This is a genomic window from Micromonospora parathelypteridis, assembly GCF_014201145.1.
In the GTDB taxonomy this organism is placed as follows: Bacteria; Actinomycetota; Actinomycetes; order Mycobacteriales; family Micromonosporaceae; genus Micromonospora; species Micromonospora parathelypteridis.
In genome coordinates this window covers 363,796-386,876 of the sequence record NZ_JACHDP010000001.1, presented here as the reverse complement: position 1 = coordinate 386,876, position 23,081 = coordinate 363,796, and the positions used below count along the sequence as shown (strand labels likewise).

The following is a 23,081-nucleotide window of genomic DNA, read 5'->3' as shown; positions in this document are numbered from 1 at the left end:
GGGCTACGCCGCCAGGTAGGTCGCGAGGCAGCCGGCGCAGCAGAACCAGAAGTCCTGCCCGTCGACTCGCGTGTGCGGGGTCTCCGACCCGACCAGCACGGTCATCCCGCAGACCGGGTCGACGGCCTGGTGCGGCCGGCCGGCCGGCGCGTCCGAGGCCGGGGCCGGGGTCAGACCGTTCGCCCGGATCGCCCGGACCACCTCGGACATGATCGACAGGGCGATCTCCGGTGGTGTACTCGCGCGGATCTCCAACCCGGCCGGTGAGTGGACGCGGGCCCGTTCCGCGTCGGTCAACCCCAGCTCGTCGAGCAGGGCCGCGCCGCGTCTGCTGCTGGCGACGAGCGCGATGAACTCCACACCGGCGTCCAGCGCCGCGCGGATCGCCTCCTGCTCGCCCTTGCCGAGCCCGGCCACCACGACCGCGGTGCAGCCGGCGCAGTCGTCGGCCGTCACCACGTCGAAGTCGAGAAACGCGGCGAGGGTCTCCACCGCGGCGCTGATCGGTGTGCTGCCGAACACCCGCAGCGCCGGCGCCGGCAGCACCGGTTGGAGGAAGACCTCGATCGCGCCGCCGGAGTGGCACGGGTTGACCACCACCCGCGCCCCCGGGGTGTCCGGGAACGGGGCCTCGCCGTCCGGCAACACCCGCAGCAGCAGGGCGCTGCCGTCGCGCAGTGTGTCGAGTGCCGCCGCCCGCACCGAACTCTCGGCGCAGACCCCGCCCACGAAGCCCTCGATCGAGCCGTCCGTCCGGATCACCGCGGCGTCGCCAGGCCGGGCCGACGTCGGATCCTGTGCGCGGACCACGGTGGCGTGGACGAACGGCTCCCGAGCGACGGTCAACTCCCGGGCGCGCTCCGCGATGGTGGTCATTCTCGGCTCCCTCAGACCGGCGGCCGGGCCTGGCCGCGCATCGCGTCCCAGACCCGCGACGGCGTCAGCGGCATGTCGGCGTGCCGTACGCCGAAGGGCTGCAGGGCGTCCACGACCGCGTTGACGATCGCGGGCGGCGAGCCCACCGTCGCGGACTCGCCCACGCCCTTCGCGCCGATCGGGTGGTGCGGCGACGGCGTCACGGTGAAGCCGGTCTCCCAGTCGGGCACCTCCAGCGACGTCGGGATCAGATAATCCATCAGGGACGCGCCGAGGCAGTTGCCGTCCTCGTCGAACGCGATCATCTCCATCAGGGCCATGCCAACCCCGTCGGTCAGCCCGCCGTGCACCTGCCCCTCGATGATCATCGGGTTGATCCGGGTGCCGCAGTCGTCCACCGCGATGAACCGCCGGACCTTCACCTGGGCCGTGCCGGGATCGATGTCGACCACACAGATGTAAGCGCCGTGCGGGTACGTCAGGTTCGACGGGTTGTAGCAGATCTGCGCCTCCAGCCCGCCCTCGATGCCCTCGGGCAGGTCACCCGCGCCGTGCGCGCGCAGGGCGATGTCCTGGATCGTGACGGACCGCCCCGGGTCGCCCGCGACGTGGAAGGCGCCCTTATCCCATTCCAGGTCGGCCACCGACACCTCGAGCATTCCCGAGGCGATGATCCGAGCCTTGTCGCGCACCTTCCGGGCCACCAGTGCCGCCGCCGCGCCCGAGACGGGCGTCGAACGACTGCCGTACGTGCCGAGGCCGAACGGGGTGTTGTCGGTGTCGCCGTGCAGCACCTCGATGTCGGCCGGGGGGATCCCGATCTCCTCGGCGACGATCTGCGCGAACGTGGTCTCGTGCCCCTGACCCTGCGACTGCACGCTGAGGCGTACCACGGCCTTTCCGGTCGGGTGGACGCGCAGCTCGCAGCCGTCCGCCATGCCCAGCCCGAGAATGTCCATGTTCTTGCGCGGCCCGGCGCCGACCGCCTCGGTGAAGAACGCGATACCGACGCCCATCAGCTCGCCCCGGGCCCGCTTCTCCGCCTGCTCACGGCGCAACTCGTCGTAGCCGGCCATCTCCATCGCCAGCCGCATCGTCGGCTCGTAGTTGCCGGAGTCGTACACCCAGCCGGTCTTCGTCGTGTACGGAAACTGCTCCGGCCGGATGAAGTTCTTCAACCGCAGCTCGGCCGGGTCCATGCCGAGCTCGTCGGCGAGGCAGTCGACGATCCGCTCGACCAGGTAGACCGCCTCGGTGATCCGGAACGAGCACGCGTACGCGACGCCGCCGGGCGCCTTGTTGGTGTAGACCGCCGTCATCTTGCAGTACGCGGCCTCGATGTCGTAGCTGCCGGTGAAGACCCCGAAGAAGCCGGCCGGGTACTTAACCGGGGCGGCGGTGCCGTTGAACGCGCCGTGGTCGGCGAGCACGTTGGTGCGGATGCCGAGGATCCGGCCGTCCCGGGTCGCGGCGATCTCCCCGCGCATGATGTAGTCGCGGGCGAAGCCCGTGCTGATCAGGTTCTCCGAGCGGTCCTCCATCCACTTCACCGGTTTGCCGGTGACGATCGAGGCGACGATCGCGCAGACGTACCCGGGGTAGATGGGCACCTTGTTGCCGAACCCGCCGCCGATGTCCGGCGAGATCACCTGGATCTTGTGCTCGGGGAGGCCGGCCACGATGGCGTAGAGGGTGCGGTGCGCGTGCGGAGCCTGGGTCGTCGACCAGAGCCGCAGCTTGCCGTCGACGGCGTCGTAGTCGGCGACCGCCCCGCACGTCTCCATCGGTGCCGGGTGCACCCGGGGATAGACGAGATCCTGACTGACCACGACGTCGGCGCGGGCGAAGACCGCCTCGGTGGCCGCCTCGTCGCCGGTCTCCCAGTCGAAGCAGTGGTTGTTCGTCTTGCCGTCCAGGTCGTCGCGGATCAGCGGGGCGCCCGGCTCCAACGCGCGTCGCGCGTCGATGACCGGGTCGAGTACGTCGTACTCGACGTCGATCAGCTCCAGCGCGTCGCGGGCCGCGTACCGGTCCTCGGCGACGACGAACGCCACCTCCTGGCCCTGGAAGCGCACCTTGTCCGTGGCGAGCACGGCCTGCACGTCGTTGGAGAGCGTCGGCATCCAGGCCAGGTTCTGCTGCGCCAGCATCGCCCCGGTCACCACGGCCTTCACCCCGGGCGACGCCTCGGCGGCGCTCGTGTCGATGCTGACGATCCGGGCGTGCGCCACGGGGGAGCGGAGGATCGCGAGATGCAGCATGCCGGGCAGCTGGACGTCGTCGACGTACCGGCCGCGACCACGGAGGAACCGCGGGTCCTCCTTGCGCAGCATCCGGCCGTACCCGACGGGTTTCTGGTCGTTGTCGTGGAACGTGTCCACGCGCTCGTGCACGGTGGTCATGCGACGGCCCCCGCGGTCTGGCCGGCGTCGGCGATCTCGCCGGCCTCGGTCGATTCGGTGGTCTCGGCGACCTGGGCGGCGGCCTGTGCCTCGGCCACGGCAGCCCAGCGGACCGAGCGGACGATGGTGGCGTACCCCGTGCACCGGCAGATCTGACCCGAGATCGCCTCCCGGATCTCCGTCTCGCTGGGGTCGGGGTTGCGGTCGAGCAGCGCCCGCGCGGTCATCATCATCCCCGGCGTGCAGAAACCGCACTGCAGGCCGTGGCACTGCATGAAGCCCTGCTGGATCGGGTCCAGCTCGGCGCCCTTGGCGAGGCCCTCGACGGTACGCACCTGGTGGCCGCCGGCCATCGCCGCGAGCACGGTGCACGACTTGACCGGCTCGCCGTCGAGCCAGACCACGCACGTGCCGCAGTTGCTGGTGTCGCAGCCCCAGTGCGTGCCGGTCAGGCCCAGCACGTCCCGCAGGAAGTGCACCAGCAGCAGCCGGCCCTCGATCTCACGGGTGACCTCGACATCGTTGACGGTCATGGTGACCTGCATGCTCAGCTCCTCGCCCGTTCGACGGCCCGGCGCAGCGTCCGCCTGGTCAGCTCGGCGGCCAGATGCCGCTTGTAGTCCGCACTGCCGCGCTGGTCGGTCACCGGATCGCAACTGCGTGCCGCGATCGCCCCGGCCTGCTCGAAGAGGCTCTCCGAGGGCTCCTGCCCGCGCAGCGCGGCCGATATCTCCGGGATGCCGGTCGTGTTGGGGCCGACCGCCGCGAGCCCCACCCGGGCGTCGACGATCGCTCCACCGTCGAGCCACACCGCCGAGCCGGCCGACACCACGGCCCAGTCGCCGGCCCGGCGTTCGACCTTGGCGTACGCGCTGCCGCAACCCGGCCGCACCGGCAGCCGGATCTCGACCAGGATCTCGCCGTCGGCGACGGCGGTCTCGTACGGCCCGACGTGGAACTCCTCCATCGACACGACCCGCTCGGCGCCGCCCGGGCCACGGATCACGCAGCGCGCGTCCAGCGTCGTGCAGACCGCCGAAAGATCCTCGGACGGGTCGGCCTGGCAGAGCGAGCCGCCCAACGTGCCCCGGTTGCGCACCACCGGGTCGGCGATCACCCGCTCGGCGTCGGCGAAGATGGGGAACGCCGCCGCCAGCACGGCGGATTCGAGCAGCTCCCGATGTCGGGTCATGGCGCCGATGCGTACCTCGTCCGGGCCCGTCTCGATGTAGCCCAGCTCGGCGTGCAGGTCGTTGATGTCGATCAGGTAGTCGAAGTTGGCCAGCCGAAGCTTCATCATCGGCAGCAGGCTGTGCCCGCCGGCGATCAGGCGGGCGGTGCCGCCCAGCCGCTCCAGAAGGCTGATCGCATGGTCCACACTGGTGGCTCGCTCGTACTCGAACGGTGCCGGCACCTGCATGTCGCACCTCCGCAGTCCGGCAAAATCTCTGCCCGGCGGTGGCCAAAGTCAACGGCGACCTAAGCAACTGCTTAGGTCGCCGTTGACGGTGCCGCCGGGGCTCCCGGATCGTGCGGCCATGCGGGACATCGTCGACGGGCTGACGCGCTGGCGCACTGCCGGAGTCGCGTTCGCCGTCGCGACCGTCGTGCGAACCTGGCAGTCGGCGCCCCGCCCGGCGGGCGCGGCGATGGCCGTCTCCGCCCACGGTGAGGTCCTCGGAAGCATCTCGGGCGGCTGCGTCGAGGGTGCCGTCTACGAGCTCTGCCGCAGCGCGTTGGAGACCGGAACGGCCCACACCCAGACCTTCGGCGTCAGCGACGACGACGCGTTCGACGTCGGCCTGACCTGCGGCGGCACGATCCAGGTCCTGATCCAACCGGGCGTCGCGCTGACCGAGCCCGACGAGGTGCTCGCCGCGATCTCCGACGGCCGTCCGGTCGCCACCGCATCGGTCGAGAACGCCCAACTGGTGATCTGGCCCGACCGGGTCGCGGGCAGCCTGGGCGCACCCGACCTGGACGACGCGACGGCCCGGCAGGCGGCGGGGATGCTCGCCCTCGGTGTCAGCGGCACGATCCACCTGGGCCGGCAGGGGGAGCAGCGCGGCGACGACGTGGGCGTGTACGTGCAGTCGTACGTGCCGCCGCCCCGGATGATCATCTTCGGCGCTATCGACTTCGCCGCCGCGATGGCCCGGATCGGCAAGTTCCTCGGTTACCACGTCACGGTCTGCGACGCCCGTCCGGTGTTCGCCACCCGCGCGCGCTTCCCGGACGCCGACGACCTCGTCGTCAAGTGGCCGCACGCGTACCTGGAGTCGACGACCGTCGACGACCGCACGGTGCTCTGCGTCCTGACCCACGACCCCAAGTTCGACGTGCCGCTGCTCCAGGTCGCCCTGCACACACCCGCCCGCTACATCGGCGTGATGGGCAGCCGCCGGGCACACGACGACCGGATGCGCCGGCTGCGGGAGGCCGGTGTGCAGGAGAGTGCGCTGGCCCGGCTCCACTCACCGATCGGGCTGGACCTGGGAGCGCGGACACCGGAGGAGACGGCTGTGGCGATCGCCGCCGAGATCACCGCCGAGGCCTGGGGCGGCTCGGGTCGACCGCTCAGCGACGTGCGGACCCCGATCCACCACACCTGACCGACCTAGCTCATGGACAGGACCAGCGCGGCGGAGACCGCCAGGTCGCGGGCGACGAACACCATTGCCTGCCCTTCCTCACGGCGCACCGGACCCCGTACCCTCCGCGGATGGAGTTCGAGGATCTTCCGCTCGCCGAGTTCGCGTTTCCGGGGCCGCTGCGGGACAGTCTGGTGGCCGCGATCCTCTCCGGCGCGAAAACCTCGACGTCCGCCCTGCTGGTCGGGTACGAGCGCGCGAACGAGCCGCTGCCCGAGGTCGGCGAACGATCCGCCGTGGTGGACTCCGAAGGCCGGCGGGTCGCGGTGATCGAGCTGATCGAGGTACGCGTGTTACGGTTCGCCGACGTCGATCTGCAACACGCCCTGGCCGAGGGTGAGGGCGATGAGTCGGTGGCGCAGTGGCGCGCCGGGCACGAGGGGTTCTGCACAGCGCGGAAGTGCGCGCCGAGTTGGGCGACCCCGGCTTCACGGTCGACGACGACACCCTGGTGGTGACCGAGCGCTTCCGACTGGTGCACGTCGTCTGACGCTCCGTGGTCATATCTTCAGTTGGCCGCCGTTGCGCTGGGCATCGTCCTTGATCGCGATGAGATTCGCGGAGACGTACGGGATGTTGTGCGTCTGGTGCCATTCGCTCGGGAAGTACGTGACCAACCGCGACGCCTGGAACCGGCACTTGATCTCCGGCACGAACCGGGAATAGTTGGCGTCCGTGAAGTACCAGAACGAGTTTTCGTTGTAGAACGCCACATGCGTCGGATCCTGGTAGGCGCCCCGACCGTCGGTGCTGGGTGTCAGCGACAGCAGCATCCCGTTCGGCGCGAGGAGTCGGTACAACTCGTTGAACAGGGCGATCTTGTCCGGAATGTGCTCCAGGAAATCCACAGCCCGGATGACCCCGACGCTGTTGTCCGGCAGGTCGACGCCCTTCGTTATGTCGCAGACGATGTCGACGCCCGACCCGTCGTGGTAGTCCAGCCCGAGATACCCTTCGGGCTTGTTGTGGGCCGCACCCAGGTCGAGTGCCATCAACCCCTGCCGCCGTGACCAGGCCAGCGCGTTCTGTTGAATATTGCGGTCGTAGATCTCCACCGTGCGCTGCTGGATGCGGGCGTTGAAGTCCGGAATGCGCTGCGTGTTCTTGGCATGCATCCGCTGCAGGTACAGGCACTTCTGGATGTGATGGAACTCGCTCACCTGGTAGAACCGAGCCATGAGATCGGCGTCGTCCGCGACGTCGAGCGACTCGTCGTATCCGCCAACCTTCTCGTAGATGTCCCGCCGGAAGGCCCGCACATGGTTCGGCGCGTACCAGATGTAGCTCACATTGTGCGGCGTCGGCGGCATCGCCTGGCAGGCCAGCACCTCGCGGCCGTCCACCTTCTCGTCGTAGTGCCGCCAGCCGAACGAACTCGCGAAACGGTCTTCACAACGGCCGCCGTCCTCCTGGATCTGCGCGGTGTCGCTGTATACGAACCCCACCTCCGGGTTGGAGTCGAAGGCGTCGACGATCTCTTGCAGACAGTCGCTGCTGAGCAGGTCGTCGTCGTCAAGCTCAACCAGGATGTCGCCGGTGGCCTCGGCGCAGGCGAACCGCTTCACCGCGCCAACGCCGTTCAGGTTGTCCTGGACAATGAGCCGGATTCGATCGTCATGCCTCTCGGGCCGCCATCGAGATCCCTGGTTGAGAACGACCACCCATTCCCAGTCGGTGAAAGTCTGCTCGACCAGCGACTGAAAACATTCGTCGATGAAACGGGTGCGGTTGCTCCCCGTGAAGACCGTTACACGCGGCGTACGCATTGAGCTGATCACCTACCCGCCGGAGTCGAGGGCGGGGCCTTCGGGGCCGGACGGTACTTCGCCGGCACGGCTGAGGTGAGCTCCTTGTCCAGCCGGATCGCCGCCTTGAAGGCGTCCCGCGCCGCGGCGTCCTCACCGGACTGGGACAGCAGCATGCCCAGCCGGAGGTAGGCCGTCGACGACTTGTCGTCGATCGACACGACCTTGCGATAGATCTCCATCGACGTCGCCGGCGCCTTGCTTTCCAGTGCAATGGCCTTGTTGTAGAGGGCCGGCCGGTAGTTGCCGTCGGCCGCCAATGCCTTGTCGTAGTTGCCGACCGCCTCGTCGGCCTGGTTGCGCGACTGGGCGATGTAACCCAGGTTGAACCAGGCGAACTTGTTGTTGGCCTCTGCGGCCACCACCTTCTCGAAGGTGGCCTTCGCCGCGTCGAAGTTGCCGGCTTGGCCCTGCTCGACACCGAGCTTGAGCAGCTCCTCCGGTGTGGTGCCACCGTTCGCCTTGCCGTTGTTGCCGGCGCTGCTCGTCGGCTTCTCAGCAGGCTTCTCGCTGCATGCCGGGACTCCGGCCAGCAGGACCGCACCACAGGCGAGTGACCCGAATATCTGACGCGTGCTCATTCATTCTCCTTGACGGTAACGGGGCGGTCCGAGTCGCTGATCGGCCGGCTGGCATTGCTGCTGTTGGCCGTCGCCCGGCCCGACGTGTCGGCCGCAGACCCGAACGCCACCGGCGTGGCGGTCGAGATGCAGGACACCCAGATGTCGGCGCCTCCGCCGGTGAAGGTGAACTGGTAGCCACTGACCGAGAGCGGCTGGATCAGCACCGGGTTGACGCCCGCGCCCGACAGCTGATATCCGGTTCCGACAGCAATGTCTCCGGCCTGGCACCCGAAATTCACGGGGGTGTCCGCAATGACGGTCAGCGGGCCCTGAATGTAGGCGGCCTCAATTCCGTTGCCGGCCAGTCCCTGCACGCCCTGGGCACCCTGAACCCCCTGGGTGCCTTGGGCACCCTGTGCTCCGGTGTCGCCCTGGGCGCCTTGGAAACCTTGAGCACCCTGAATTCCCTGGGCACCGGTATCGCCTTGAGCGCCTTGAGCACCTGTGTCGCCCTGGTTGCCCTGGGAGCCTTGGAAACCCTGAGTGCCCTGGAATCCTTGGGCGCCTTGTGCGCCGGTGTCGCCCTGTGCGCCTTGGAACCCTTGGGCGCCTTGTGCGCCGGTGTCGCCCTGGAACCCTTGGTTGCCTTGCGCTCCGGTGTCGCCCTGTGCGCCTTGAGCGCCTGTGTCGCCCTGTGCGCCTTGCGCTCCGGTGTCGCCCTGTGCGCCCTGGAACCCTTGGTTGCCTTGCGCTCCGGTGTCGCCCTGGGCTCCTTGGAACCCTTGGAAGCCTTGGTTGCCCTGGAACCCTTGGTTGCCTTGTGCGCCGGTGTCGCCCTGTGCGCCTTGTGCGCCGGTGTCGCCCTGTGCGCCCTGGAACCCTTGGTTGCCTTGTGCGCCGGTGTCGCCCTGTGCGCCCTGGAACCCTTGGTTGCCTTGTGCGCCGGTGTCGCCCTGTGCGCCCTGGAACCCTTGGTTGCCTTGTGCGCCGGTGTCGCCCTGTGCACCTTGTGCGCCGGTGTCGCCTTGGGAGCCCTGGGCGCCGGTGTCGCCCTGGGCTCCTTGGAACCCTTGGAAGCCTTGGTTGCCCTGGAACCCTTGGTTGCCTTGTGCGCCGGTGTCGCCCTGAGCGCCTTGCGCGCCGGTGTCGCCCTGTGCGCCCTGGAACCCTTGGTTGCCTTGTGCGCCGGTGTCGCCCTGAGCGCCTTGCGCGCCGGTGTCGCCCTGTGCGCCCTGGAACCCTTGGTTGCCTTGTGCGCCGGTGTCACCCTGAGCGCCTTGCGCGCCGGTGTCGCCTTGGGAGCCCTGGGCGCCGGTGTCGCCCTGGGCTCCTTGGAACCCTTGGAAGCCTTGGTTGCCCTGGAACCCTTGGTTACCTTGTGCGCCGGTGTCACCCTGAGCGCCTTGCGCGCCGGTGTCGCCCTGTGCGCCCTGGAACCCTTGGTTGCCTTGTGCGCCGGTGTCACCCTGTGCGCCCTGGAACCCTTGGTTGCCTTGTGCGCCGGTGTCGCCCTGTGCGCCTTGCGCGCCGGTGTCGCCCTGTGCGCCTTGTGCGCCGGTGTCGCCTTGGGAGCCCTGGGCGCCGGTGTCGCCCTGGGCTCCTTGGAACCCTTGGAAGCCTTGGTTGCCCTGGAACCCTTGGTTGCCTTGTGCGCCGGTGTCGCCCTGAGCGCCTTGCGCGCCGGTGTCGCCCTGTGCGCCCTGGAACCCTTGGTTGCCTTGCGCTCCGGTGTCGCCCTGGGCTCCTTGGAACCCTTGGAAGCCTTGGTTGCCCTGGAACCCTTGGTTGCCTTGTGCGCCGGTGTCGCCCTGAGCGCCTTGCGCGCCGGTGTCGCCCTGTGCGCCCTGGAACCCTTGGTTGCCTTGCGCTCCGGTGTCACCCTGAGCGCCTTGCGCGCCGGTGTCGCCCTGTGCGCCCTGGAACCCTTGGTTGCCTTGCGCTCCGGTGTCACCCTGAGCGCCTTGCGCGCCGGTGTCGCCTTGGGAGCCCTGGGCGCCGGTGTCGCCCTGGGCTCCTTGGAACCCTTGGAACCCTTGGAACCCTTGGAACCCTTGGAACCCTTGGAACCCTTGGAACCCTTGGTTGCCCTGGAAGCCTTGGTTGCCTTGTGCGCCGGTGTCGCCCTGAGCGCCTTGCGCACCCGTGTCGCCCTGGGCACCTTGGTTGCCCTGGTTACCTTGAGCGCCTTGTGCGCCGGTGTCGCCCTGGAAGCCTTGGTTGCCTTGCGCACCGGTGTCGCCCTGAGCGCCTTGTGTTCCGGTGTCGCCCTGGGTGCCTTGGAAGCCCTGCGTGCCCTGGTTGCCTTGTGCGCCGGTGTCGCCCTGTGCGCCTTGGAACCCTTGGTTGCCTTGTGCGCCCGTGTCGCCCTGGGCACCTTGGTTGCCCTGGTTACCCTGAGCGCCTTGTGTTCCGGTGTCGCCCTGGGTGCCTTGGAAGCCCTGCGTGCCCTGGTTGCCTTGTGCGCCGGTGTCGCCCTGTGCGCCTTGGAACCCTTGGTTGCCTTGTGCGCCCGTGTCGCCCTGGGCACCTTGGTTGCCCTGGTTACCCTGAGCGCCTTGTGTTCCGGTGTCGCCCTGGGTGCCTTGGAAGCCCTGCGCGCCCTGGTTGCCTTGTGCGCCGGTGTCGCCCTGGTTGCCCTGCGCGCCGGTGTCGCCCTGTGCGCCTTGGAACCCTTGGTTGCCTTGTGCGCCCGTGTCGCCCTGGGCACCTTGGTTGCCCTGGTTACCCTGAGCGCCTTGTGTTCCGGTGTCGCCCTGGGTGCCTTGGAAGCCCTGCGCGCCCTGGTTGCCTTGTGCGCCCGTGTCGCCCTGGGCACCTTGGTTGCCCTGGTTACCTTGAATGCCTTGTGTTCCGGTGTCGCCCTGGGTGCCTTGGAAGCCCTGCGTGCCCTGGTTGCCTTGTGCGCCGGTGTCGCCTTGGGAGCCTTGGGCGCCGGTGTCGCCCTGTGCGCCTTGGAACCCTTGGTTGCCTTGTGCGCCCGTGTCGCCCTGGGCACCTTGGTTGCCCTGGTTACCTTGAATGCCTTGTGTTCCGGTGTCGCCCTGGGTGCCTTGGAAGCCCTGCGTGCCCTGGTTGCCTTGTGCGCCGGTATCGCCCTGGCTGCCTTGTGCACCGGTGTCGCCCTGGTTGCCTTGTGCGCCGGTGTTGCCCTGTGCGCCCTGGAATCCCTGAGCACCGGTCTCGCCCTGGTTGCCATGAGTGCCTTGGGCGCCAGTGTCGCCCTGGCTGCCCTGGGCACCTTGAGTGCCCTGAGCACCCGTGTCGCCTTGTGCGCCGGTGTCGCCCTGGTTGCCCTGGGCGCCATGAACGCCCTGGGGGCCTTGAGTGCCGTGCGAGTAGTCCGGCTTCGGCTGCTTGCCCTCGTCGTGCTTGCCGTCGTCGTGCTTGCCCTGGTCGTGCTTGCCCCACGGGCCCTGCCAGCCCTGGGGGCCGCAGTCCGGTGGCCCGCCAGGGTGCTGGTCCGCCGAGTCGTAAGGTCCGCCGCCGTCTCGAGCAACCGGAAGGAACGAGGGCCAACCGCCGTACTGTCCGAGAGGGCCGGGCGTGCCGACGTGCACGTCCTGGGCAGACGACTTCGCTTCCACGGGTTGCGCTGCGGCTGCGGGCCCGCCCGTCATCCCGACCACCATCAGGGCAGAGCTCAGCCCTGATGCGGCGCGGCCAGGCTTCAGCCCTCGCCGCAGCCGTCGGTTGTTGCTCATGACCCCTCCAGAAAGCCGCCTCGATACACCCAGAGCTACTGACGAGCGACGCATCGTAAGTTCGCGGGCGAGTCGTAGCGTATTCGACTGATTCGCCGGTTCTGATAGGTTTCGCGTCACCTAGGCGGAATTGGGCTAAAGTGGATTCCCTTCACGATCAGCCGTATGTCGGCCGCATAGGCCCCGGCCATTGCGTCACGGACCCGCGATGCGGGCCACTCATCCCAAGGCCTCGCCGCGTTCGGGGCAATGGATCGCCACCACGACGCCGAGTGCTTGGAACACCGCCGGGTGCGGCGGGCCCGGAGCCGCCTGCGGCGTGCATCGGCGAGGTCCTCAGTCGCTGCGTGTCACGGGGGTAGCTGTACTGCCCAGGGACGTTGCCCTGGTGCGAGCCCTGCAGCGCGCCCGGCGCGAAGACGTCGGTCGCGACAGTGGAGAAGGAATTGCGCGAGCTCGCCGCCGCGACCGCGGCAAGGTGGCCGAGGCGTTCTGAGCGAGTCGGCCCGGTCTCATTGTCGTGGCTAGCCTTCGTAACCTGGATCCGCCAGACTGCGCGGTATGGGTGATCGTTCGCGCCGGTGGGCGTGGGTCGGAGTGCTCGTCATCGGGCTGATCCTCTACATGGCGGTGCTGCGGACCCTCGTCAGCACGCAAAATCCGAATTTCGTACCGGCGCTGATCCTGCTCGGGGCGACGTTGGTGCCGCTGACGTTCCTGACGTTCGCGCAGGCCCGCACCGGGCGGTGGCAGGTGCCGGCGTCGGTGTTGGTGACGTCGGCGTTCTTCGGTGGTGTGATCGGCACGGTGGTCGCCGGCACGCTGGAGTACGACACCCTGCGCGGTCTCGGCACGCTGCCCATGCTGTTCGTGGCGCTGATCGAGGAGTCGGCGAAGCTGATCGTCCCGGTGGTGCTGCTGTTCACGGTCGTGGCCCAGCATCGCCGTCGGGTTCCCTCCGACGGGCTGATCATTGGCGTCGCCGCCGGCATGGGTTTCGCCGCGTTGGAGACGATGGGCTACGCGTTCAGCGCTCTGCTGAGTTCGCAGGGCAACATCGGCGCGGTGGAGCAGACGCTGTTCATCCGTGGTCTGACGGCGCCCGCCGGCCACACCGCGTGGACCGGGCTCACCGCCGGCGCGCTGTGGGCGCTGTTGGCCAGCCCGAGCGTCGCCCGGCTGTTCGGGTTCATCGGCACGTTCCTGGGTGTCGTCGTCCTGCACACCCTCTGGGACACGTTCTCCGGCTCACTGGTCTTCGTCGTGTTGGCGATCATCAGCATCGGTTGGCTGTTCTGGGAGCTGCACCGTTACCGGGCTTTCAGCGAGCACGGCGTCGGCCAGCTCCAGCCGAACTGACCTTCGGCGGGCACTCCGCCGACCGCATACACCATGCCTTCGCCGGCCCGCGCGAAAAAGGGCCGGGGGAGGCATCTCTCTAGTGATCCGCTGCGACCGGGGCGGCACCTCGTCTAATGTCAGGCTGTTCACATTTGTGCGATTAGTCGGAAAGGTGCGGCAATGGGGGTGCGGAGCTGGATCGAGGGCTGGCCGGTCTATCGCCAGCTCACCGGCACCGACCCGCTCGGCCGGGGCGCTGCCGCCAAGTCCGCCGGATCCCGTGCGCTCACCGCCCGTACCGAGGACGCCGACAGCATGGCCCGTTCGGTGTGCCCGTACTGCGCGGTGGGGTGTGGTCAGCGGGTGTTCGTCAAGGACGGGCAGGTCAGTCAGATCGAGGGTGATCCGGACAGCCCGATCTCGCGGGGTCGGCTGTGTCCGAAGGGTTCGGCGAGCAAGAGTCTGGTGACCAGTCCGCTGCGGCAGACGAAGGTCCGTTACCGGCGGCCGTACGGCACCGAGTGGGAGGACCTCGACCTCGACACGGCGATGAACATGATCGCCGATCGGGTCCTGGCCGCTCGGGACGAGACCTGGGAGGACGTCGACGCCGAGGGTCGACCGCTCAACCGGACGCTGGGCATCTCCAGCCTGGGCGGGGCGACGCTGGACAACGAGGAGAACTACCTCATCAAGAAGTTGTTCACCGCGATGGGGGCGCTCCAGATCGAGAACCAGGCCCGTATTTGACACTCCTCCACCGTCCCCGGTCTGGGGACCAGCTTCGGTCGTGGCGGCGCCACCCAGTACCAGCAGGACCTGTCGAACTCCGACGTCATCGTCATCCAGGGTTCGAACATGGCCGAGGCGCACCCGGTGGGCTTCCAGTGGGTGATGGAGGCCAAGCGCCGCGGGGCGAGGGTGTTCCACGTCGACCCACGCTTCACCCGCACCAGCGCGCTGGCTGACTCGTACCTGCCGATCCGGGCGGGCACGGACATCGCGCTGCTCGGCGGGGTGGTGCGCTACATCCTCGAAAACGAGCTGGACTTTCGGGAGTACGTCGTCGCCTACACCAACGCCGCGACGATCGTGACCGAGGAGTACGGCGACACCGAGGACATGCACGGCCTCTTCTCCGGCTTCAACGACGACAACGCCACCTACGACCAGGCCAGTTGGCGGTACCAGGGCCACTCGCAGAACCAGACGACCCGCGACAGTGAGACGCAGCGAGAGACGGCGGCCGGGCTGGAGAACGAGTCGCACGGCGCGCCGGTCGGCGGCGAGACCGAACGTGACGAGACGTTGCAGCACCCGCGCTGCGTCTACCAGATCCTCAAGCGGCACTTCGCCCGTTACACACCGGAGATGGTGGAACGGGTCTGCGGCATCCCGCAGGAGAAGTTCCTCGAACTGGCGCAGGCGTGGACGGAGAACTCCGGCCGGGACCGGACCGGGATGCTCGTCTACTCGGTGGGCTGGACCCAGCACAGCGTCGGTGTGCAGTACATCCGCACCGGCGCGATCATCCAGCTCCTGCTGGGCAACGTGGGCCGCCCGGGCGGTGGGGTGATGGCCCTGCGCGGGCATGCCAGCATCCAGGGGTCCACCGACATTCCGACGCTGTTCAACCTGCTGCCCGGCTATCTGCCGATGCCGCACCACGCCGAGCACCCGACCCTGGACAAGTGGGTGGACAGCATCGCGCACCCCGGGCAGAAGGGCTTCTGGGGCGACGCCCGCACCTACGGCGTCAACCTTCTCAAGGCGTACTGGGGTGACGCCGCCACCGCCGAGAACGACTACTGCTACGGCTACATGCCTCGGATGACCGGTGATCACGGGACGTACCAGCAGGTGCTCGACATGATCGACGGCAAGATCAAGGGGTACTTCCTGCTGGGCCAGAACCCGGCGATCGGGTCGGCGCACGGTCGGGCGCAGCGGCTCGGCATGGCGAACCTCGACTGGCTGGTGGTCCGGGACCTGTTCGAGATCGAGAGCGCCACGTTCTGGAAGAACGCGCCGGAGATCGAGACCGGCGAGATCGTGACGCGGGAGTGCCGCACGGAGGTGTTCCTCCTGCCCGCCGCCTCGCACGTGGAGAAGGAGGGGACGTTCACCCAGACGCAGCGTCTGTTGCAGTGGCGGGAGAAGGCCGTCGAGCCGCCGGGCGACGCCCGCTCCGAGCTGTGGTTCTTCTACCACCTCGGGCGCGTCATCCGGGAACGGCTGGCGACGTCGACGAAACCCCGCGACCGGGCGCTGCTCGACCTGACCTGGGACTACCCCACGCACGGTCCGCACGCGGAGCCGAGCGCCGAGTCGGTGCTGCGTGAGATCAACGGGTACGACGTGGCGACCGGCCGCCCACTGTCCTCGTTCACCGAGATGAAGGACGACGGCTCCACCGTCGGCGGGTGCTGGATCTACACGGGGGTGTACGCCGACGGGGTGAACCAGGCCGCCCGGCGCAAACCCGGCGCGGAGCAGTCCCTCGTGGCTCCCGAGTGGGGGTGGGCGTGGCCGGCGAACCGGCGCATCCTCTACAACCGTGCCTCCGCCGACCCGGACGGCAATCCGTGGAGTGAACGCAAACGCTACGTCTGGTGGGATGCGGACAAGGGCGAGTGGACCGGCTACGACGTGCCGGACTTCGAGAAGACCAAACCGCCGTCCTACCGACCGGAGCGCGACGCCTCGGGTGTGGCGGGCATCGCCGGCGACGACCCGTTCATCCTTCAGGGCGACGGCAAGGGCTGGCTGTACGCGCCCACCGGCGTGCTCGACGGACCGATGCCCACCCACTACGAGCCGGTCGAGTCGCCGGTGCGCAACCCGCTCTACCGACAGCAGGCCAACCCGACCCGCAAGGTCTACACCCACCCGATCAACACGCTCAACCCGAGCCCGCCGGAGCAGCACAGCCAGGTCTTCCCGTACGTGTTCACCGTCAGCCGGCTCACCGAGCACCACACCGCCGGTGGGATGAGCCGTACCGTCTCGCCGCTCGCCGAGCTGCAACCGGAGATGTTCGTCGAGGTGTCGCCGGAGTTGGCGGCCGAACGTGGCCTCGACCACCTGGACTGGGCTCATCTGGTCACCACCCGGGCGGCCATCGAGGCGAAGGTGTTGGTGACCGACCGGCTCACTCCGCTGCGGGTCGACGACCGGATCATCCATCAGATCTGGTTGCCCTACCACTTCGGATTCGAGGGCCTGGTCACCGGCGACGCGGCCAACGACCTGTTCGGGATCACCCTCGACCCGAACGTGCTGATCCAGGAGAGCAAGGTCGGCACCTGCGACATCCGGCCCGGCCGACGCCCGAGAGGACCGAAACTGTTGGAGCTCGTCGCCGACTACCGGCGCAGGTCGGGCGACCTGAGCCACCACTACCCACCGCAGGTCACGACTGACGTCGCCGACAGCAGCAGCGACCGGGAGGCCTGACCAATGCCCCATGCCAACGCCCTCTACGGGCCGCTCGACCCGGCGCCCGACGCCGGCTACGAGGACGCCCCACCGCGGATGGGGTTCTTCACCGACACCAGCGTCTGCATCGGCTGCAAGGCGTGCGAGGTGGCCTGCAAGGAGTGGAACGGCGTCCCGCAGAGCGGTCTCGACCTGCTGGGCATGTCGTACGACAACACCGGGGCGCTGACCGCGAACTCGTGGCGGCACGTCGCGTTCGTGGAGCAGCCTCGCCCGGCCGGTCGAGCGACCCCGGCGTTCGAGGAGGAACCGGCCGGGCCGCCGGTCAGCCCGGAGACGGCGGCGTTCGGCGCGCTGACCAGCGCGGACACCGGGACGACGCCCGGTCTTCCGACCGGGTCGCCGGCTGCGGCCGCCCGGATGTCGGGTGGGCCGGAGTTTCTGGGAATGCCGGGCGCGCAGCCGCCGGGCCGGGGGAGCGGCGCGGAGGGTCGCACGGATTTTCGCTGGCTGATGATGTCGGACGTCTGCAAGCACTGCACGCACGCGGCCTGTCTGGACGTGTGTCCGACGGGGTCGCTGTTCCGGACGGAGTTCGGGACGGTGGTGGTGCAGGAGGACATCTGCAACGGCTGCGGATACTGCATCTCCGCGTGCCCCTACGGGGTGATCGACCAGCGCAAGGATGATGGTCGGGCGTGGAAGTGCACGCTCTGCTACGACCGGTTGGGTGCGGGGATGACACCGGCGTGCGCGCAGGCGTGCCCGACCGAGTCGATTCAGTACGGCCGCCTCGACGAGCTGCGGGATCGGGCTGCGACCCGGTTGGCGACGTTGCACGGGCGGGGGGTCCCCGAGGCGCGGTTGTACGGGCATGACCCGCACGACGGAGTCGGCGGTGACGGTGCGTTCTTCCTGCTGTTGGATGAGCCTGAGGTGTACGGGTTGCCCCCCGATCCGGTCGTGACGACCCGGGATCTGACGGCCATGTGGAAACGCGCCGGCCTCGCCGCCCTCACCATGACAGCAGCCACCGTCATCGCGTTCCTCGGCAGGCGGCCATGACCGACATGCCACCGAACGAGCCGGTCGGCGCCCGGTTCCGTGACTTTCAGGCCCGCCTCGACCAGCCCGACGGGCAGCGCCAGCGCCGCCGGGGTCGCGGTCACGACGGCGAGCAACTCACCGTGCCGGCGGCCGACTTCACCTCCTACTACGGCCGTCCCGTCCTCAAACCGCCGGTGTGGAAGCACGACATCGCCGGCTACCTGTTCACCGGGGGCCTGGCCGCCGGAGGCGCGCTGGTCGGCGCGGGCGCCCAACTGACCGGGCGGCCCGGCCTGCGGCAGGTGGGGCGATGGACGGCCCTCGGCGGTGTCACCGCCAGCGCGTACCTGCTGGTGCACGACCTCGGGCGGCCGGCCCGGTTCCACCACATGCTCCGGATCGCCAAGCTGACCTCGCCGATGTCGGTCGGCACCTGGATCCTCACCGTCTTCGGGCCGCTCGCCGGTGTCGCCGCGATCGCCGAGATCGCGCCGCGACTCCCGCAGCACGGGGTGCTCGGCCTCGCCCGCCGACTGGCGCCGCCGGTCGGTGACGTCGCCGCTCTGGCCGCCGCGGCCACCGCCCCGGCGCTGGCCACCTACACCGGGGTGCTGCTCGCCGACACCGCCGTACCGTCGTGGCACGACGCGTACCCCGCACTGCCGTTCGTCTTCGCCGGTAGCGCGCTCGCCGCCGCGTCCGGGGTCGGACTGATCGCGGCGCCTGCCGCCGAAACCGCGCCGCTGCGGCGACTCGCCCTCGCCGCCACGACCATCGAGATGGTCAGCGGCCGACAGTTGGAGCGGATGGGCCTCACCGGTGAGCCCTACGAGCATGGTCGCGCCGGGCGGCTGGTCCGGGCGGGCCGCGTGCTGCTCGGCGTGGGCACCGTTGCCGCGCTGTTCAGCCGAGGGAACCGGATCCTGTCGGCACTCTCCGGCGCCGCTCTCGTCGCGTCGTCCGTCGCCACCCGGTTCGGGGTCTTCGAAGCGGGTGTGGCGTCGGCACGCGATCCGAAGTACACGGTCGTGCCGCAACGGGAGCGGCTCGAAAAGAAGCGGTCGGCCGGCCAGCTCTGAGCGATCGGCAAACGGAAGGCGCCCCTTCAAGGGGCGCCTTCCGTCGATCCAAGGTCTGGCCGCGACGGGCCGCCGCTGGCGCGACGTGTCAGCCGGTGAACAGCTTCGCGGCGGTGATGGCGGTCTGGACGATGCCGTACCCGAGGAGCACCGCGATCAGCAGCCACGACAACCAGAGGCGCCCGGTCTGACTACCGACGCGCGGCGGCGCGGGCGGCTGACTGTTCCGCCCGAGAGCGACCGGATCGGTGACAGTGGCTTTCGCCACGGGCGAGGTCGGCCCTCGGTTCGGTTCGTGGAACCGCTCGGGCACGGAACGGACCAGCAGGTTCGCGATGAACCCGATGGCGAGGATGCCGACCATGGTGAACAGCGCGGGCCGGTACGCCGCCGCGGTGAGGGTGCCGGGCTTGCCCTGCGTGTCGAGGATCCCGTTGACGATCAGCGGGCCGGCGACACCCGCGGCCGACCAGGCGGTCAGGATGCGGCCGTGGATGGCCCCGACCTGGAAGGTGCCAAACAGGTCGCGCAAGTAGGCGGGCATGGTGGCGAAGCCACCGCCGTAGAAGGAGATGATCGCGGCGGCGATCAGCACGAAGACCGCGGTCGCGGAGTGGCCGGCCACGGCGAGCAGCACGTACAGCACCATGCCGACGCCGAGGTACACCATGTAGATGGGCTTGCGGCCGATGAGGTCGGACGTCGTCGACCAGACGAACCGCCCAGCCATGTTGAACAGCGACAGCACTCCCACGAACCCGGCCGCCGCCGACACCGAGATCGTGGTGGCGGTCCCGTTGTCCCGGAAGAAGTCCTGGATCATCGGGCTTGCCTGCTCCAGGATGCCGATGCCGGCGGTGACGTTGCAGAACAGCACGATCCACAGCAACCAGAACGACCGGGTACGCACCGCGTTCGACGCGGACACACTCGCCGTCGTCACCAGCGGTCGGGCGGCGACGCTCGCGGGGTCGAACCCTGCGGGCCGCCAGTCCGGCGCCGGAACCCGGACGTTGAACGGGCCGAACATCATGATCACGAAATAGCCGATGCCGAACGTGACGAAGAGCGCCACGAGGGCATGTCCCGACGCGACGGCGGCCGGGTTGTCGGGGTTGTAGCCGGAGTCGTAGAGGGAGAGCAGTTGGCGCGCGAGCGGACCGGCGATCAGGGCGCCGCCGCCGAACCCCATGATGGCCAGCCCGGTGGCGAGGCCGGGACGGTCCGGGAACCACTTGATCAGTGTGGAGACCGGCGAGATGTAGCCGATGCCGAGCCCGATGCCGCCGATGACGCCGTACCCGAGGTAGAGGAGCCAGAGTTGTTGGGTTGCGATGCCGAGCGCGCCGACCAGGAACCCGACGGCCCAGAAGCAGGCGGAGACGAACATCGCCCGGCGTGGTCCGTTCCGCTCCACCCAACGGCCACCCACGGCCGCGGACGAACCCAGCATGACGATGGCGATACTGAAGATCGCCCCGATCGCCGTCTGGCTGGTGTCGAAGTGCGCGATGAGGGAGTTCTTGTAGACACTCGTCGCGTAGACCTGGCCGATGCAGACATGCACGGCCAGTGCTGCGGTCGGGATGAGCCAGCGGCTGTATCCCGGGGGAGCTACCGTGTGCCGGGGATCGAAGACCGACAGCATGGGCATCGTCCACACCTCCTGCGGCTGAGTAGGCCGCGACGTTGCCGAGCTGTCCGACCCGGCAGTTGCCGAGCGGCACCGCCGCAGTGGCGGCCCGGTGCACGTCTGGCGTCAGCCGGTTACCGGCTCTACCTCACGTTACGTGGCAGCCGGTTCGCACCAGGTGGTTACCAAAAAACGCGGGCGTACAGAACGGGGGCGGGCCTACCGGCCCGCCCCCGACTGCTGTCGTCCAGCTCAGTGAGTCGCGGCCTTGGCGGCCGCCTCCTCCTTGGCGCGTCGTTCGTCCCCGCTGAGGGTGTGCAGCGGCTTCTCCTTGATGAACAGCACGACGATCAGCGCGAGCAGCGCGATAGGCGCGCCGATCAGGAAGAGATCCGCGGTGGCGATGCCGTACACCTCCTGCACGATGCGCAGCACCGGCTCGGGCAGGGTGGACAGGTCGGGCACCTCGGCGGAGCCACCGCCGGCGGTCGCCGCCGGGCCGAGCCGCTCGGTCGTCAGCGAGGTCACCCGACTTGCCAGGACCGCTCCGAGGGCGCTGACTCCGATCGCGCCGCCCATGCTGCGGAAGAACGTCAGCACGGAGGTGGTGGCACCGAGTTCGTGGGCTGGCACGTCGTTCTGCGCGGCGAGCACGAGGTTCTGCATGAGCATGCCGACGCCGACGCCCAGCACGGCCATGTAGATCGACAGCACGACGACGCTGGTGTTGGCGTCGATGGTGCCCAGCAGCAGCATTCCGACGGTCATCACCGCGGCGCCGGCCACCAGGTACGCCTTCCACCGGCCGTACTTGGTGATGAGCTGGCCGGCCACCGTCGACGAGACGAGCAGACCGAAGATCATCGGAAGGCTCATCAGGCCTGCGACGGTGGGCGACTTGCCCAGCGAGATCTGGAAGTACTGGGACAGGAAGACGGTGCCGCCGAACATCGCGACACCGACCAGCACGCTGGCGACCGTGGCCAGGGAGACCGTGCGGTTGCGGAAGATGTCCAGCGGGACGATCGGCTCCGCCGCCCGCGACTCGACGACCACGGCCAGCGCCAGCAGCACCAGACCGCCGATGACCATCAGGGCCGTCCAGCCCGAGGCCCAGTCGAACTTGTTGCCGGCCAGCGACGACCAGATCAGCAGCGTGGAGACGCCCGAGGTGATGAGCAGGGCACCCAGCCAGTCGATCTTTGCCTTGCGGCGGACGACCGGCAGGTGCAGGGTGCGCTGGAGCAGGGCGATGGAGATGATGCTGAACGGAACGCCGATCAGGAAGCACCACCGCCAGCCCAGCCACGACGTGTCGACGAGCAGGCCACCGATCAGCGGACCGGCGATGGTGCCCACACCGAAGACCGCGCCGAAGATGCCGGCGTAGCGGCCCAGCTCACGTGGCGGGATCATCGCCGCCATGACGATCGTGGCCAGCGCCGTCATGCCGCCGGCGCCGATGCCCTGGACGATACGGCTGAGCAGCAGGACCTCGACGTTCGGCGTGAAGCCCGCGATGAGTGAACCCACCACGAACAGTCCCAGCGACAACTGGATCAGCAGCTTCTTGCTGTACAGGTCGGCCATCTTGCCCCACAGCGGCACCGTCGCCGTCATGGCGAGCAGTTCGCTGGTGACGATCCACGTGTAGACGGTCTGGCTGCCGTTCAGATCCGCGATGATCCGCGGTAGCGCGTTCGCCACCACCGTGGAGGCGAGGATGGACACGAACATGCCGACCATCAGGCCGGAAAGGGCCTGGAGAACCTCCCGACGCGACATGCGCGTGCCGACGTCGGCAGTGTCGGCGGGCGGGATGGTGGTGGTCATTGACGCTCCCTTGTCGGGTTTCTGGCGGAGTGGTTGCCCCGGAGCTGATGCGGCGGGGCGGGGACTGGCGGTCAGGAGTGGGATGGTGGATCGGGCAGCCCGGCGGCGATCGCGGCGAACGCCTCGTCGACGAAGTCGTGCAGGGGCCGGGTGTCGTCGTCGGCGGCCCAGCGCAGCATCGCGGTGCGGAAGGCGGCCCCGGCAACAGCGATGACCAGCGGCGGATGGCCGTGGTTGAGGCCGACGCCGAGGCGGGTGGCGACGATCGTGACCATGGCCTGCTCGGTCGCGCTGTTGCCGGCCACCAGCCGGGGCAGTAGCGCGGGGTTCTGGGCGATGACCGCCAGTCGCAGCCGCCACAACTCCCGGTCGGCCTGGATCGTGTCGATCGCCTCGTCGAGGGCGAGCCGGACGGCCTGCAACGCTGGCATCCGCGCAGGGGCGGCCGCCAGACGCGCCACGACCGGGTTGCCGTCGAGCGCCGGATCGTCGGTGAGCGCCTCGTCCTTGCAGGTGAAGTAGTTGAAGAAGGTCCGCGAGGACACGTCCGCGGCCTCGCTGATCTCCTCCACCGTCACGTGCTCCAGACCGCGTTCGGCGACCAGCCGCAGCGCGGCGGCGGTCAGCGCGGCCCGCGTCTGCGCCTTCTTGCGGTCGCGACGCCCGGTGGCAGCTTGGTCGGTGTCGGTCACGCGGCAGAGATTAGGAGTGA

Annotated in this window: 14 protein-coding genes and 2 pseudogenes; 6 read left to right on the top strand and 10 right to left on the bottom strand. The window is 69.1% G+C overall.

Annotated features, from left to right (window positions below; translation table 11 throughout):
- Positions 1–3 precede the first annotated feature (3 nt).
- From HNR20_RS01655 to HNR20_RS01640, 4 genes are read right to left on the bottom strand one after another with little or no spacing between them, the layout of a single operon-like run.
- Positions 4–876: an XdhC family protein gene (locus tag HNR20_RS01655; RefSeq protein WP_184175791.1), complete on the bottom strand. Its 873-nt coding sequence runs from the start codon at positions 874–876 to the stop codon at positions 4–6.
- Between the two features lie 11 nt (positions 877–887).
- On the bottom strand, positions 888–3,278 hold the full coding sequence (locus tag HNR20_RS01650; protein WP_184175789.1) for an aerobic carbon-monoxide dehydrogenase large subunit: 2,391 nt from the start codon (positions 3,276–3,278) through the stop codon (positions 888–890).
- Entirely contained in the window at positions 3,275–3,823 is a 549-nt protein-coding gene (locus HNR20_RS01645; RefSeq protein WP_184175787.1) for a (2Fe-2S)-binding protein, read from the bottom strand. Before HNR20_RS01645 ends, HNR20_RS01650 begins: the two co-directional genes overlap by 4 nt.
- Positions 3,824–3,825: 2 nt before the next feature.
- On the bottom strand, positions 3,826–4,698 hold the full coding sequence (locus HNR20_RS01640) for an FAD binding domain-containing protein (protein WP_184175785.1): 873 nt from the start codon (positions 4,696–4,698) through the stop codon (positions 3,826–3,828).
- A gap of 118 nt (positions 4,699–4,816) precedes the next feature.
- On the opposite strand from HNR20_RS01640, the gene HNR20_RS01635 reads away from it, so the two are divergent.
- Both HNR20_RS01635 and HNR20_RS01630 read left to right on the top strand, forming a co-directional pair.
- Positions 4,817–5,890, top strand: a complete 1,074-nt coding sequence (locus HNR20_RS01635) for an XdhC family protein (RefSeq protein ID WP_184175783.1) — start codon at positions 4,817–4,819, stop codon at positions 5,888–5,890.
- 110 nt (positions 5,891–6,000) lie between these two features.
- Positions 6,001–6,419: pseudogene (locus tag HNR20_RS01630) on the top strand (ASCH domain-containing protein).
- A 10-nt stretch (positions 6,420–6,429) separates the two neighbouring features.
- On the opposite strand, the gene HNR20_RS01625 reads toward HNR20_RS01630, so the two are convergent.
- Genes HNR20_RS01625 through HNR20_RS01615 form a run of 3 tightly spaced genes read right to left on the bottom strand, consistent with a single transcriptional unit; the run spans position 6,430 to position 11,998 of the window.
- Complete coding sequence (locus HNR20_RS01625) at positions 6,430–7,695, bottom strand: glycosyltransferase (protein WP_184175781.1); 1,266 nt, start codon at positions 7,693–7,695, stop codon at positions 6,430–6,432.
- 8 nt (positions 7,696–7,703) lie between these two features.
- On the bottom strand, positions 7,704–8,315 hold the full coding sequence (locus HNR20_RS01620; RefSeq protein ID WP_184175780.1) for a tetratricopeptide repeat protein: 612 nt from the start codon (positions 8,313–8,315) through the stop codon (positions 7,704–7,706).
- Positions 8,312–11,998, bottom strand: coding sequence for a beta strand repeat-containing protein (locus HNR20_RS01615; protein WP_184175778.1), 3,687 nt, complete (start codon positions 11,996–11,998; stop codon positions 8,312–8,314). The genes HNR20_RS01620 and HNR20_RS01615 overlap by 4 nt, the downstream gene beginning before the upstream one ends.
- A 561-nt stretch (positions 11,999–12,559) precedes the next feature.
- Here HNR20_RS01615 and HNR20_RS01610 point away from each other — a divergent pair.
- The 4 genes and pseudogenes from HNR20_RS01610 to nrfD all read left to right on the top strand — a co-directional run bounded on the left by HNR20_RS01610 (position 12,560) and on the right by nrfD (position 18,903).
- Complete coding sequence (locus tag HNR20_RS01610; protein ID WP_184175776.1) at positions 12,560–13,357, top strand: PrsW family intramembrane metalloprotease; 798 nt, start codon at positions 12,560–12,562, stop codon at positions 13,355–13,357.
- A 162-nt stretch (positions 13,358–13,519) separates the two neighbouring features.
- Positions 13,520–16,768, top strand: a pseudogene (gene fdh, locus HNR20_RS01605) (formate dehydrogenase); the annotation flags it as partial.
- Positions 16,769–16,798: 30 nt separating this feature from the next.
- Positions 16,799–17,842 (top strand): 4Fe-4S dicluster domain-containing protein, encoded by a 1,044-nt coding sequence (locus HNR20_RS01600; RefSeq protein ID WP_184175771.1) that lies wholly within the window; start codon positions 16,799–16,801, stop codon positions 17,840–17,842.
- Positions 17,839–18,903 carry an NrfD/PsrC family molybdoenzyme membrane anchor subunit gene (gene nrfD, locus HNR20_RS01595; RefSeq protein WP_184175769.1) on the top strand — a complete coding sequence of 355 codons (1,065 nt, stop codon included), beginning with the start codon at positions 17,839–17,841 and terminating at the stop codon, positions 18,901–18,903. Before HNR20_RS01600 ends, nrfD begins: the two co-directional genes overlap by 4 nt.
- Before the next feature lie 88 nt (positions 18,904–18,991).
- Here the strand turns inward: nrfD and HNR20_RS01590 are convergent, their stop codons facing one another.
- The 3 genes from HNR20_RS01590 to HNR20_RS01580 all read right to left on the bottom strand — a co-directional run bounded on the left by HNR20_RS01590 (position 18,992) and on the right by HNR20_RS01580 (position 23,061).
- Entirely contained in the window at positions 18,992–20,551 is a 1,560-nt protein-coding gene (locus HNR20_RS01590) for an OFA family MFS transporter (RefSeq protein ID WP_184187813.1), read from the bottom strand.
- A gap of 237 nt (positions 20,552–20,788) precedes the next feature.
- On the bottom strand, positions 20,789–22,369 hold the full coding sequence (locus HNR20_RS01585; protein WP_184175767.1) for an MDR family MFS transporter: 1,581 nt from the start codon (positions 22,367–22,369) through the stop codon (positions 20,789–20,791).
- Positions 22,370–22,440: 71 nt separating this feature from the next.
- Positions 22,441–23,061: an acyl-CoA-like ligand-binding transcription factor gene (locus tag HNR20_RS01580; protein ID WP_184175765.1), complete on the bottom strand. Its 621-nt coding sequence runs from the start codon at positions 23,059–23,061 to the stop codon at positions 22,441–22,443.
- Between the last annotated feature and the right edge of the window lie 20 nt (positions 23,062–23,081).